Origin of the sequence: Enterobacter ludwigii (genome assembly GCF_001750725.1) — a bacterium.
Classification (GTDB): domain Bacteria; phylum Pseudomonadota; class Gammaproteobacteria; order Enterobacterales; family Enterobacteriaceae; genus Enterobacter; species Enterobacter ludwigii.
This window is the reverse complement of record NZ_CP017279.1, coordinates 1,046,263-1,058,531: the sequence shown is the minus strand read 5'-3', so window position 1 is coordinate 1,058,531 and position 12,269 is coordinate 1,046,263. Positions and strand designations below refer to the sequence as shown.

The following is a 12,269-nucleotide window of genomic DNA, read 5'->3' as shown; positions in this document are numbered from 1 at the left end:
CAGACTCTGAACATTTTAGCATCTTCTATAGCGTTAACGATCGGGCCAGCGACTTCAACCATTTAATATGGTGCATCAACGTGACACCGGAACGAACGTTAACTCAGAACGCTGCCGTTCCATACATCTCCGAGATTTATTACCCGGTCATTATTGTATGCACCAGAGGCATTCAGGTTTTTCAGCGGGCTCCAGTCATTATTCCAGGGGATAAACATGGTTGCTTTAGGGTATTTCTGAAGAATAATACTCACTAAATTTGCATAATCAAACTGGCCGTTAATTGTTGATGGCCCCACTTCTGCAAAGGCAAACGGCTTATTCAATGCCACCATTTCATCGTAACCGTTTACAGTGGCAGGATTGTCTGTATACAAGTCCAGGCCAGTAATATCAACATACTCTGCGCCAGGGTAATAAGATGTCTTATAATCCCGGTTTGCATCAGGAGAGAAGACCCAGAGTAAATTGTTTAACCCTTTCGTTTTAACGAAATAGTTAAAGATATCCTGATACAGGCGTCGATACAGATCCATACGTACAGTATCGTTTGTATTCTCACCGGTTGCCCCCCACCAGAACCACTCGCCATTCATCTCATGCAAGGGTCGATAAAAGACGGTGACACCTTTCTCATTCAGTTGCTGTAGGCCCTGAGCGACTTTATCAAGCATTGCCAGCCAGCGCCCACGCGACGGTGTTCCAGACTGTAAGATTGCAGAAAATTCATCATTACTCACAGGATGCTTGAGAGCCCCCTTTCCATCACCAGGATTATTCCCCGCAAAACAAGGGTTTGGTAAATGGTGGCTGATCGCGACCAGTCCGCCTTTTTTCCAGTGGTCGATCAGATCGGCATTACAACCAAAATCGATCAAACTGGCTTCCTCTCCAGGGGTACAGGCATCCCAGCCACGGGCATAGTCAGCGCTATAAATAGCCGGGAATTTCCCGGTCAGGGCCTGCAGGTCTTTTCCTTGTTGCAGGGAAAAAGCATCGACGCCGCCGATATTGCTATAGCCACCAAAAATACCTGAAATGAGCTTTTTACCCTGTCGTTCGGACAGACCACTCAACCACTGATAAATCATTTTCGCATTATTATCTGCAGACTGATTTGCGGGTACTACAGCAAAAGTACTCATTTATAGAATATCCTTACGTCTCGATTGGAAAATACATGGCAATGAATGACCATGCGTGTTTGCTATGTACACAATAAAACCGAAATTACCCGGCTTTATTTTTTCGTACAGTTTGTCTCATTTTTCCCACTACCGCGGAAAGTGCCAGCGCAGCAATACCGTTTGATTAAATAACTTGCTGCGACAGGGATATTTATATCAGCCGCCTGCTTAAAATGATGCTAATTCACGTTGTGCTATCTCCCGTAATACGAGTGATATTCCGCACACCAGAAAGTTATGCTGACAACAGAATTAATGAGGGTTTCACCGTAATCGTCGCACCCGATAAGTTAGATCAGGTATTCATGAGCGCGGCACCGGGTGAGGCCGGACACCATAACAATGAATTTGGAGAGACGTGGAATTAAGATATTCAAGAAATTTTGGGGCATACATCGCCGAATCAAACGGCGAAAGCTCATGATGGCCCGGTAAAGCGTGGACGGTAAATGCTATTTAAGGGAGGGGTTTTGATAACCGTACGAAATCGAATAATAAAAAACGGGAACCCATCGGCTCCCGTTCTTGTTTAACCCAGCAAGTGGATTACATGTTCGCGATAATCGCGTCGCCAAACTCTGAACATTTCAGCAGCTTAGCGCCTTCCATCAGACGTTCGAAATCGTACGTTACGGTTTTCGCGTTAATCGCGCCTTCCATACCTTTAACGATCAGGTCTGCGGCTTCGAACCATTCCATATGACGGAGCAGTATTTCATTAAATCAATCATGATGCATTGATTTTTCAATCAAAAACTCATAATTGGCGCGTTCATCACACTTTTTTGACCACAAGCTAACCTATTGATTAGTTATGATGATTTTTGGGTTTTGATAACCACTTTTTGGTTTTATTGATTAATCTCTTAATGGGTTCGCTACGCTCCTCCTTCTCTCCCTGCTCTATACTTTGAGTTTGAGACTTGGCTGGAGGTTTCTATGTGCGGACGTTTTGCACAAGCTCAAACGCGTGAAGAATATCTGGCCTATCTGGCCTATCTGGCCGATGAAGTCGATCGCGACATTCCATACGACCCGGAACCTATAGGCAGGAACATCGTCTCGCCCGGTACCAAGGTGCTGCTCCTGAGCAAACGCAACGAGCAGCTGCATCTTGATCCAGTCCTGTGGTCTTACGCGCCCGAATGGTGGGATAATACGCCACTGATTAATGCGTGTGTCGAGACGGCAACCACTCAGACGTAAATATCAATGGTGCCGGCAGTATTTGTATCGTCCTTTCTCTCTACTTTGTTATCAGGCTGAACTTTCGCATCCTTATTCTGTTTCTCTGCCTGCTGCCGTAACAACTGTTCAAGTTGAACTCTGAGGCTTTCAATTTGCTTCTGTACTAGTGCAGCCATTTCTTTTTTCTGCTCTGGCGTCATCCCCTCTTCCGATGAGATTTTCCCAAGCTTTTCAGTCAGCACTTGAATTTGTCTCATGATTTTGGCTATTTTTGATGTTCCTTCCGGGGCGGAGTTGTTTAAAATGGCAGTTGAGGCATTCCCCTGAATTGTGACAGACATAGATTTCTCCTTTTAAAAAAGCACTATCGGCACGCAATAAAATATCTTTAATCGTATTTTTGTTGCATTAATCGTTTGATGTTAATATTGATTTCCTTGCGCCTGGCGTATCTCAGAAAGCTAAGCTTGTTGACAGGAGGCAGAAGGGCTAGACGTTCGGCAATAATTTTCCTCCTGACGCGGCCCAAGACATCAGGAAAATTTATCGGACCCTAAGCAGGTCTGAATATCTCGTCGTATATCGAGGCGACAACATTTCTCGCTTCATTTGCCACTGCTGCTGTATGCCCTGCCCGGCAAAATAAAGCGTTCCCTTTCCATCTTTCCCGTTCAGATAATCCAGAACTTCCATCAACCTCTCGCTACCAGCACGCGGCGCGTTCTCATCGAACAGGTTGAGCTGGGCCACGCCCTGGCTGAAAAAATCCCCAAGCATGATCCCTGCCTTCTGGTACCGGTGGCCATCCTTCCAGATTTTGTCCAGGCACTTTACCGCGGCGTTAATGATGTCGCGTGAATCCTGGGTGGGGGTGAGAAGCTTCATAGAGGCACTATTGCCGTAATATGGTTCGTTCAAGGCAAACGGAGATGTTTTAACGAACGCCGAGATAAAACGGCAATACTGGTGCTCACCACGTAGCTTTTCGGCGCCACGCGCCGCATAGCTACAAATAGCCTGCCGCATCTGTTCATACTCTGTAACGCGTTCGCCGAATGACCTGCTGCAGACGATTTCCTGCTTTGTAGGGGCAAACTCTTCCAGATCAAGACAGGGTTCGCCGCGCAGCTCCCGTACAGTGCGCTCGAGTACCACGTTAAAGTGCTTCCGGATTATCCATGTACTCTGCTCTGAAAGGTCTAAGGCCGTTTTAATACCCATCGCGTTTAGCTTTTTACTGATTCGGCGACCAACACCCCAGACGTCCTCTACAGGTACCACAGAAAGCAGCCTGCGCTGGCGATCAACATTTGAGAGGTCAACTACCCCACCCGTCTGCCGCTGCCATTTCTTTGCGGCGTGGTTGGCCAGCTTTGCGAGTGTTTTTGTCTGCGCGATGCCAACCCCGACAGTCAGATGCGTACGCTTCAGAACCGTAGCGCGGATCTCTTTACCGAAATCCGTCAGATCCCGGCAATTGCGAACACCTGTCAGGTCGCAAAATGCTTCGTCGATGCTGTAAATTTCGACGCGAGGGCTCATTTCCTCAAGTGTCGTCATTACCCGGTTCGACATATCAGCATACAGCTCATAGTTGCTGCTGAAGCAAACAACGCCAGCGCGCCGGAAAAGCTCCTTTTGCTTGAAGAAAGGCTCACCCATGGTAATTCCGGCGGCTTTGGCCTCGGCGCTGCGCGCAATTACGCAGCCATCATTATTAGAGAGAACGACAACCGGGCGCCCCCTCAAATCAGGCCGAAACACCGTCTCGCATGATGCGTAGAACGAATTCACATCACAGAGCGCGAACATGTTCAGCTCGCCGATTTAACGATGAAAGTCACGACGCCGAAAACGTCCAGCGTGTCTTCACTGCCGACGATAATCGGCGAATAAGCGCTGTTCATCGGATTAAGCTGAACGGTCGGGCGGAGCTGCAGACGTTTGACTGTGAATTCTCCTTCAACCGCGGCAATTACGATATCTCCGTGTTCAGCAGTTCGGGAGCTATCCACCACCAGCAGATCACCGTCGCTAATCCCAGCCTCGATCATCGAGTCGCCTGCGGCCTTTACGAAATACGTCGAGCTGGGATGCGCAACTAAAAGCTCATTGAGATCAATACGCTGCTCAACGTAATCAGCTGCCGGACTCGGGAAGCCACACTGAACTAAGTCGCTGAAAAGTGGGATGGAGATAATTTCTCTCAGTTCTGTAGGTCTGAAGAATTCCATTACGCATACCTCGAATACTGTTTTTATATACAGTAGTTTCATTTGAGTTTGTGCGCAAGACACCAAAGTTCCAGCGACTGTGCAAAGCTTCACCGTTTGGTTTGTAAGTTTCTATCTCGCTTCAAATTATGCGTTTTGTAAATTTTCCCGGCATGACCACGTATGTTCACAATGAAACCGGCTTAGATGCCGGAAACTTTTTATAAAGAGTGCACACAGCCACATCATAAATTATTGCCATCTGCTTTCTGTCCACGCCGTTTGCGATCAACCGACCAGCCTAAGCTCATTGCGATTGGACTTTAACTGTCAAAAGGTTACTATTTCTGATGATTGCTTGGACATGAACACTAAGCAACCAGCCGCAACCCGTTCTTGCATACGACGGGTTGCGGCTTTTTATTTTAAGAATGCAGCACTCTTGCTGCTTACCGTTTTACAGGTGACATTTCTGCAAGCAGTTTTAAGCGCGGCATTAAAAGCAATAAGAGTAACCGGGCGAGGGTTGGACAATGTGCGATTTGTATGGCTCTGGAATAAATATTCATCTTCCGGATATGAGGTTCTTCGGGATACGAGAATTTTCTCTATTCCTGGACTGATCTCTACGTAACGCAAGGCAAGCCGCCTATTGGACCTGAGTACAAGCCTCCCGTTTTCTACATCGGAAAACTTCAGACAGATAATATGCGTCGGACTCGCTTGGCTGATGTGCAACATCGCCCAGAGATCGGACCATGTTTCTGATAACTTTTTCAGGTTTCGCTGTATCCCGAAAAATTCCTCTACAGTAAGAACGTTAACCATTGTGTACATCACTGTTAATGTAGACCATAAGCATCGACAGAGAGAAGTATATCGTAGAACACGCCTTCGCCTGTCCGCTCATGGTCAAAACATGTTGCGATAATCTAAACACACAGAATAAATCCATTATCCCAACAGCAACAAGCTTGTGTGTTATAAGTTCGTTCATAAAACGGAGGGGCCAAGCTTAGGGATTCTTAGCAGTCACCGGTCGTACTGTTTACGAAAGCAAGGATTTATCTTGCCTCTAAGCCATGATAAATGAGTTCCTCCATAGAATCATGCCTGGAGCATGTTATCCGCACCGGCTATGTGGTGATGCCGTGCGATGAGGCAGAGAAATTTACCTTGGGTCAGATCCAGGAAATGATCATAATCGCACGTGGATCTCGCGTTCGGTGAATACAATCTTAATCTTTCCATGCCGTCCCTCCTTACATACGATGGGCGGCGGTTTTCTCATTGGGTACCTGCGTAGATTATTTACGAACCCGATTGGCTAAGCTCAGAGGCAGCTTTCACCGCTTTAATAACATCACGAGCTTTTTCCGGATCGTTAAGCGCCAGTTCCACTAGGTTAAACAGTTCTTTTATGGCCTCAGTGTGGTAAGCAGCCGACACGCCAGAGGTATCAAGAAATTTAAAGTTCTCAATCACCGTTTCATCACTGAACTTACGGTCTCCGTATGTCTTGACTGCATCGGGGCACCACTTCTCCACATCCTGGGCAATTAGGCCTACGCCCCGGCCACCGTCTTTAATCTCGTATGTCGTGCCGCGCCAGCTAATAACGGCGGCCAGAGAATTTTTCACAAGCTCAATATCAAATTTGTGACGGATATCAGAACCATTAACCCACGCGCCCTGAGAGGTGGCAGAACCATCGTAATTAAAGCTCCACAGTTTTGACCCCGTGCCATATGATGCACCGTTATAGTAGATGGAGTATGTAAGCGTGTTGGTACCTGAACCACGAGTTATCCCGGTGATCCAGCCGTCGGCATACCAGTTGTACTGAAATGCTCCGACATACCCTGTCGCTGCAGTGTTACCATCGCCTGAAACAGTCAGTATATTGTTATCTTTGCCTGCCCCCTGCTGTACTTTCCCCCTCATCAAAAATCCCTTTGCCAAATCGACATCGAGACCACCGTTTGCGGAAATAACAGAGTTGGCATCAGCTGCAATGGGTGCGCCTTTCAAATTCAGCTGGCCTGTAAGTGTTCCGCCTGAGGTTTGCAGAGCTCCTGCAATACGTGAATCATCGCCAGCAGCGACCGTGCCGGCCCCCGTGCCAACGTTCCTGGTGGCGCTGTCTCCTAAACCGAGGTTTGCGCGACTGCCTTCTGCAGTAGTTGCCCCAGTCCCGCCGTCAGCGATTGCAAGGGCACCATTGCTCCCTTTTTGCGCCAGTTTCCCGATCCCGGGGATGGTTACGGCGGCGCCGTTGATGGTTACAGTGATGCTCTGATTTGCTGATGTGGTGGCGAACGTCTCCCACGCACCGATATTCTCGTCATACTCGTTAATGAGCTGAGACATCGCCTGCGCCAGGCCATCTACCGAGATATTGTCAGATACAAGAATGCCGTACTTCTGGCCACTCAGCGCCGGGGAAGCAGCTGGCGTAACCGTCATTGACGTGGCGCTGTTCACGGATGAAATCTGGAACAGCTGGACCGGGTTAGACATGACGATAATCGTCTGGCCAGCGCGAACCTGGCTGGCCGGTGCCGTCCAGTTTGTACCTGTGCCGGTTGCAGTATTTCCGTTAATAGCGATAGTGCCAGTGTTATAAAGCATATTTTCTCCAGACATAAAAAAACCCCGCCATAGCGAGGTTTGTATTGAGCTGACTAGCTTATTTGCAGGTGGTGCGGATAAACGTATTTTTACTTACCCAGGTCCAGTTAAATGGATAACCGGCGCGGTACTGCGTCTGATTATTTTGCTTACGGACCCCGTAAATCTGAACGCTATTTTCCTGGCCGCCAATCAGCGCCGTTCCCGTGCAGATCGGTTGTTGTTTATCAAGAACGCCAGCGCAACCGGAAAGCGCAACTGCGGCAAAGAGGCACAGAATAAGATTTTTTTTCATATTGGTGATGCCTAAGGGTATTCATGAGGCTACACAATATCAATCTATAAGAGAGGGGTATAATTGATTGAACAGATCAATTAGCAAACATTGATCGTTGAAAGCGATCAATTAATCATAAACATCGAGTCTGGTCACCATCATCTGATTTCTGAGATTATGATAAACAGTATTGCTGAGCCCGCCCCCTCCGGTTCCTAAAATTGGGTATGCATAGCAGCGAGTACTCCCTCCTTCCCCTTTCGCGAGAGCTTTATATTCAGATGCAAATGGTCGTGGCATTCCTCCTGTATTAATAATTCCTGTTATTGCGCCAAATGAATCAGGCACGCATCCCCATTTACCTGGTAAAACCTGATTAATATAAATTCCTGAAGCGGTTGCTGAATTTGGATCTCCAAGTTTATTCATATCTGTAAGTGTTTTTGTTTCATTTGTCAGTATGCATACCCCTTGTTCATCCCAAATCGCAATACCATAAGCGGGGGGAGTTTGCTGAAAAATAGTGAAGAAATAGACTTCATAAACTCCCGATGATGATCTGCTAAATGTGACACTGCAAACGCCTCCTGATGCCGACCAGGAGATAGCGCATTCACCCGTTGTGTAAACGAAAGGAATGATAGGTCTGGTTGAGTCATAATTGACCGATACAGTCGATGACCCGCCAGAGTTTGATGGGAGAGAGCCTGTCCTCTTAGCAAATAACGCCAGCGGTATGCTTGATGGGGAAACCCAAACCTCTCCACTGGTGTTAGCGAGCAAAACGCCATAATCAGCCATTATATCCTCTCTGCAACAGCAATAATAAATGACCTGACAGCCGGGAAGATATCCGCGCCGTACGTTGACTCACTAACAGCCTCAACGATAATACGATTACCCGAAACATACACTCGCCTCTTCATGTTGCTGTCATAATCCTGAACATTATTGACATGAAAAAAATTAAGCTTGCATCCAGTTGGAACTGGATAAGTGAATGTTCCTGACTGCTGATTTTTCGCAAGTTCATTATAACTAATTACGGAAACAGGATTTATACCGAAATTATTTTGAACTCCATTAGCATCCCATGTCTGGATGCCATATTCAGCCATAATAACCTCCTGTGAAAACAGGGCATCTGATGAGGAATATGTTTACCATGTTCCCGTTATTCGTCCGATCTGAACCCTTAATACATTCCTGGAATCCCGGACACTAATTGTCTGGTTCGTTTGCTTCATAGCACCCTCGCCAGCTGTAGAACCGTAGTTCTCCAGTGTGCCCGTTCTAAAGTTTATCGAAAGACCAGCCTGATTCGGAACGTAGTTTACCGAACTTATTGTTTCGGCGAGCTTTGCTCGTGTGATGGTGGCATCACCTATAACTGTATCCCTGATAAACACCTGGCCGTTCTGAATAACGAACGGAAGCGTGACCTGAGCGCCGGCCTGATGAGTAACAGCGAATCGGTCTGCAAGGAAGATAACCTGCGACTGCATGCCACCAGGAGTATTCTCAACCCCAATCCCCATCCCTGCTGCGTAATACTGACCATTGCTCGATAACCCGACCTTGATGGTGTACATCGCTTTCAGATCGCCGTTGACGTTGGCAATTGCCTCGGCGTTGGTGGTGATAGCTGCTGTATGCCCGTTGACGGTCGCCGTGATGCTGTTTACCTGCGTGGCCATAGCCTGCTGATAATCCGAGAACGTCTGGTTCAGGCTGTTGATTGACGCTTTGTTGCCGTTCACGTCAGTCTGCAGACTCAGCAAAGCGCGCGACGTTGCCTCCTTCTCGTTAACGATCACCTCATCAATGCGGTCCAGCTGCGCGCTGTTACCGGCAACCGTTGCGGATAGCCTTTTGCGTGTGGCGACCTGCGCCAGCCCGTTCTGGATAATGGCAATGGCTGAGTTCTTGACCCCGCCCGTCATGCCGTCCATAGACACACTGATGCTGTCGATTCGCTGACCCAGCGCGGTATCAGCCGTCGCAACGGTCTGCTCAAGCTGACTGAGTGAAGACGAAACATTCCCGACTGTGCTGGAAAGCTCATTAACGCTGGTCTGAACCTTCCCGACGTCCTGGGCATTTTTGGCGATGTCCTTCGCCTGCTGCTCCAGTTCGTCGTTGGCCTGTTTGATATCGTCAGCCATGCCAGCAATTTTTTCATTGCTGTCCACCGCGTTCTCGATCAGGTCCTTGAACGTTTCCGACTCTTTCATATCCTCCAGAATGTCATTGGTTATTTCGCTGACATCTATCGAGGACGTGCCCATGACCCAGTCGGTCCAGTCCCCGGTGTTACCGATACGGTCAATCAGGCGCGCGCGGTACCACTGGCGAACGCCGGCCTGCATGGGGCCATGCTGATAATCTGCAGCCGGGTACGGCACCAGGACCAGCAGTTCAGGATTGGCGTAGTCGGCAGTTGTGGCGCGCTGAATCTCTGTATAGGCCGTGTCGCCAGAGCCATCCGGAAATTTCCAGGTCAGGTCGATATGCCAGACCACATCTTCGGTCGCCAGGAAGTTGAGCGGAGTACCCGGTTTTCCCGTTTTACCGGAGAGATATGTTGTTTCACCGTATCCCCATGGTGACGACGTATCCTGCGCATTCAGCGCCCGGACGCGCACGTCATAGCTGCCCGAATAAATGCCCTGAACCGAGAAACCCTGCGCGCTGGTAACCGGAATGTTTATCCAGTCCCCGTTGTCCTTACGCCACTGGGCAACGTACCGGATTGCGCCCTCTACCTTATCCCATGACACGTCCAGGCTTGCTACCGTCAGGCCCTGTGAAACATGATCGCTCTCAGTCACCACGATATTCTTCGGCGCTGACAGGACGCTTATCGGCGTGACGGTGATCGGGGGCGACTCGACCCGAACGCCGTCATCAATGTAACGGTATTTGTTTGGATCGTGCTGAACGGCCGTAATAGTGAAACCGCCTGTGCTGTCGTCGTTAGCCGCAATTGAAGTGACCCGGAAATACTGTATTGCGAGGTTATCACTGTCTATCGCCCAGACAGCACCCGCCACAGGTGCCTGACTAAATGCGGTGGCCACTGTCACCGTTTTTTTATCTGCGCTCACCGCGCTGATTGTGCGCGTCTGGGCTTTTCCGTCAGGCAGGTTAACCACCAGCCGGTCTTTCGCCGCGTAGTCTATTTCTCGATCCAGCGTAATCTGGCGGCCGTTGACCGCCCTGATGCGTCCCCCGTTCTCCTTGCCGGAACGGAAAGGATCGGCGACACCGATAATTTCAGCAGGCAGCGGGATGTAGCCATCCAGCCCCACGCCAAATGATACGGTACCGTCTTTGGCATTGGAGAGTAGTACCCAGCGCCCGCGCCGGTGCGCTTCACTTTGCGAGGTGCAGCCGATTGCGGTCAGGGACGTCTGCCGGACGTCATAACGCTCTACAAGCGCCGAATCGTAGACCCCCTCAACGGTATCGCTGTAATGGTTCTGCGGATCGGACCAGGACACCAGGCAGGAGCTGTAGCGATTCTTGTATGAGCCGCCCGCATAAGTAAACAGCCCATCGATAACGTTTGAGGCGTTATAAACCCAGTCAACATCGTCCTGCGGGACGTCTGCCTGGACATAAATCTGATCGTTGCCCCAGAACGTTATGCCACGAAATACCGCGGCGAGATCGTTAAGTACCTGCCAGGCGTCCTCCTGGCTCTGAATGAAAACGTTGCAGGTGAAACGCGGTTCGGTGCCACCGGCACCGTCGGAAACCATTTCGTCGCAATACTGGGCTATTGAGTACAGCGCCCACTTATCCACCATGGATGCATCCACGCGCGTGCCCATGCCGTAAATTTCATCCAGAACCAGATCGTAAAATATCCAGGCGGGGTTATTGGACCAGGCCATTTTAAAACCGCCGGACCATGAGCCAGAATAGGTTCGGGTTATCGGATCATAGTTATCCGGAACCTTTATCAGCTTGCCCTTTATCTTACAGGTCACCTTCGGTGCGCTGCCGTTGAACTGGCTGCTGTCCACTTCGACATACAGTAGCGCCGTCAGAGGATAACGAAGCTTGCTGTCGATGACTTCCGCATACGAAAACACCTTGAAGGCGTTAACCAGTTTCGAATTTGATCCGCTGGCATCAGCCGTAATACGTCTGACCCTGACAGACCAGCCGGATGTGGATTTTGGCAGATCGATACGGTGGTCACGCTGATATTCCGTCGTGGTCTTTCCGTCAAACTTGCCGTTTACAACCGTTTTCCAGGTGCCGCCGTCTGTTGATAAATCGATCGCATACTCGGTGACCGTGCCCACCATATCGCCGTTATCTTTATAGAGATACTGGACCGGAACGCTTAGCTTAATACGAATGGCATCCAGGGAAAGATTGGTAAACTGGCGTGTCCAGGGCGACGTGGTGGTGACAGTGGTGCCCACCGCCAGCTCGTTATCGACCTGGGGCATCCCGGCGATGTAAGTCTGGTCCTGTGTGCCCTTGCGGAACTCCCATTTCACGCCGCTGAAGTTGTACTCCCCGCTGTCGTTTGCCAGCTGCGTATCATTGAGAAAAATGTTTTGTGCGGTCAGGTCGCCCTGTATTTCCCCCTCAGAAACGGCAATGAGCATTTTTAATTTTGCGACCGACAGCAGATCGTCAGGCTGCTCAACTGGAGTATGCGCGCTACCCCCGCCCCCTTTGGCACCCTGCAGGATGGTTTCTTGTTCAAGAAGCTGCATTTTTTCACCCATAAAAAAAGGTGCCTAAGCACCT

Annotated in this window: 9 protein-coding genes and 3 pseudogenes; 1 reads left to right on the top strand and 11 read right to left on the bottom strand. The window is 49.3% G+C overall.

The annotated features are described in order from the left end of the window. Positions 1-98: 98 nt before the first annotated feature. The gene (locus BH714_RS05025) at positions 99-1,145 is read right to left on the bottom strand and encodes a glycosyl hydrolase (RefSeq protein WP_040017213.1); all 1,047 of its coding nucleotides are present in this window, start codon (positions 1,143-1,145) and stop codon (positions 99-101) included. A 588-nt stretch (positions 1,146-1,733) separates the two neighbouring features. Next, positions 1,734-1,904: pseudogene (locus BH714_RS23470) on the bottom strand (NADP-dependent isocitrate dehydrogenase); the annotation flags it as partial. Between the two features lie 222 nt (positions 1,905-2,126). Here BH714_RS23470 and BH714_RS05015 point away from each other — a divergent pair. Continuing rightward, positions 2,127-2,384, top strand: a pseudogene (locus BH714_RS05015) (SOS response-associated peptidase family protein); the annotation flags it as partial. Here BH714_RS05015 and BH714_RS05010 read toward each other — a convergent pair. From BH714_RS05010 to BH714_RS04980, 9 genes and pseudogenes are all read right to left on the bottom strand, one after another. Then, on the bottom strand, positions 2,384-2,716 hold the full coding sequence (locus BH714_RS05010; protein WP_040017211.1) for a FlxA-like family protein: 333 nt from the start codon (positions 2,714-2,716) through the stop codon (positions 2,384-2,386). The pseudogene BH714_RS05015 and the gene BH714_RS05010 overlap by 1 nt on opposite strands. A gap of 202 nt (positions 2,717-2,918) precedes the next feature. Then, positions 2,919-4,187: a Y-family DNA polymerase gene (locus tag BH714_RS05005; RefSeq protein WP_040017210.1), complete on the bottom strand. Its 1,269-nt coding sequence runs from the start codon at positions 4,185-4,187 to the stop codon at positions 2,919-2,921. Positions 4,188-4,189: 2 nt separating this feature from the next. Further along, entirely contained in the window at positions 4,190-4,609 is a 420-nt protein-coding gene (locus BH714_RS05000) for a translesion error-prone DNA polymerase V autoproteolytic subunit (protein ID WP_040017209.1), read from the bottom strand. Positions 4,610-4,775: 166 nt separating this feature from the next. Continuing rightward, a pseudogene (locus tag BH714_RS23985) lies at positions 4,776-4,889 on the bottom strand (helix-turn-helix domain-containing protein); the annotation flags it as partial. 1,010 nt (positions 4,890-5,899) lie between these two features. Then, a complete protein-coding gene (locus tag BH714_RS04995) occupies positions 5,900-7,219 on the bottom strand; it encodes a tail fiber domain-containing protein (protein ID WP_052445446.1) in 1,320 nt (439 codons plus the stop codon). Between the two features lie 58 nt (positions 7,220-7,277). After that, entirely contained in the window at positions 7,278-7,514 is a 237-nt protein-coding gene (cor, locus tag BH714_RS04990) for a phage exclusion lipoprotein Cor (protein WP_040017206.1), read from the bottom strand. Between the two features lie 111 nt (positions 7,515-7,625). After that, entirely contained in the window at positions 7,626-8,297 is a 672-nt protein-coding gene (locus BH714_RS23980; RefSeq protein ID WP_072040313.1) for a hypothetical protein, read from the bottom strand. Beyond that, the gene (locus BH714_RS04985; protein WP_040017205.1) at positions 8,297-8,614 is read right to left on the bottom strand and encodes a hypothetical protein; all 318 of its coding nucleotides are present in this window, start codon (positions 8,612-8,614) and stop codon (positions 8,297-8,299) included. The genes BH714_RS23980 and BH714_RS04985 overlap by 1 nt, the downstream gene beginning before the upstream one ends. A 42-nt stretch (positions 8,615-8,656) precedes the next feature. Further along, a complete protein-coding gene (locus tag BH714_RS04980; protein ID WP_040017204.1) occupies positions 8,657-12,247 on the bottom strand; it encodes a TipJ family phage tail tip protein in 3,591 nt (1,196 codons plus the stop codon). Positions 12,248-12,269: the final 22 nt, after the last annotated feature.

What these genes read in the sequence shown, in the direction of transcription:
- BH714_RS05025 (WP_040017213.1), bottom strand. Translation starts at nt 1,145, where the DNA reads ATGAGTACTTTTGCTGTAGTACCCGCAAATCAGTCTGCAGATAATAAT.
- BH714_RS05010 (WP_040017211.1), bottom strand. Translation starts at nt 2,716, where the DNA reads ATGTCTGTCACAATTCAGGGGAATGCCTCAACTGCCATTTTAAACAAC.
- BH714_RS05005 (WP_040017210.1), bottom strand. Translation starts at nt 4,187, where the DNA reads ATGTTCGCGCTCTGTGATGTGAATTCGTTCTACGCATCATGCGAGACG.
- BH714_RS05000 (WP_040017209.1), bottom strand. Translation starts at nt 4,609, where the DNA reads ATGGAATTCTTCAGACCTACAGAACTGAGAGAAATTATCTCCATCCCA.
- BH714_RS04995 (WP_052445446.1), bottom strand. Translation starts at nt 7,219, where the DNA reads ATGCTTTATAACACTGGCACTATCGCTATTAACGGAAATACTGCAACC.
- cor (WP_040017206.1), bottom strand. Translation starts at nt 7,514, where the DNA reads ATGAAAAAAAATCTTATTCTGTGCCTCTTTGCCGCAGTTGCGCTTTCC.
- BH714_RS23980 (WP_072040313.1), bottom strand. Translation starts at nt 8,297, where the DNA reads ATGGCTGATTATGGCGTTTTGCTCGCTAACACCAGTGGAGAGGTTTGG.
- BH714_RS04985 (WP_040017205.1), bottom strand. Translation starts at nt 8,614, where the DNA reads ATGGCTGAATATGGCATCCAGACATGGGATGCTAATGGAGTTCAAAAT.
- BH714_RS04980 (WP_040017204.1), bottom strand. Translation starts at nt 12,247, where the DNA reads ATGGGTGAAAAAATGCAGCTTCTTGAACAAGAAACCATCCTGCAGGGT.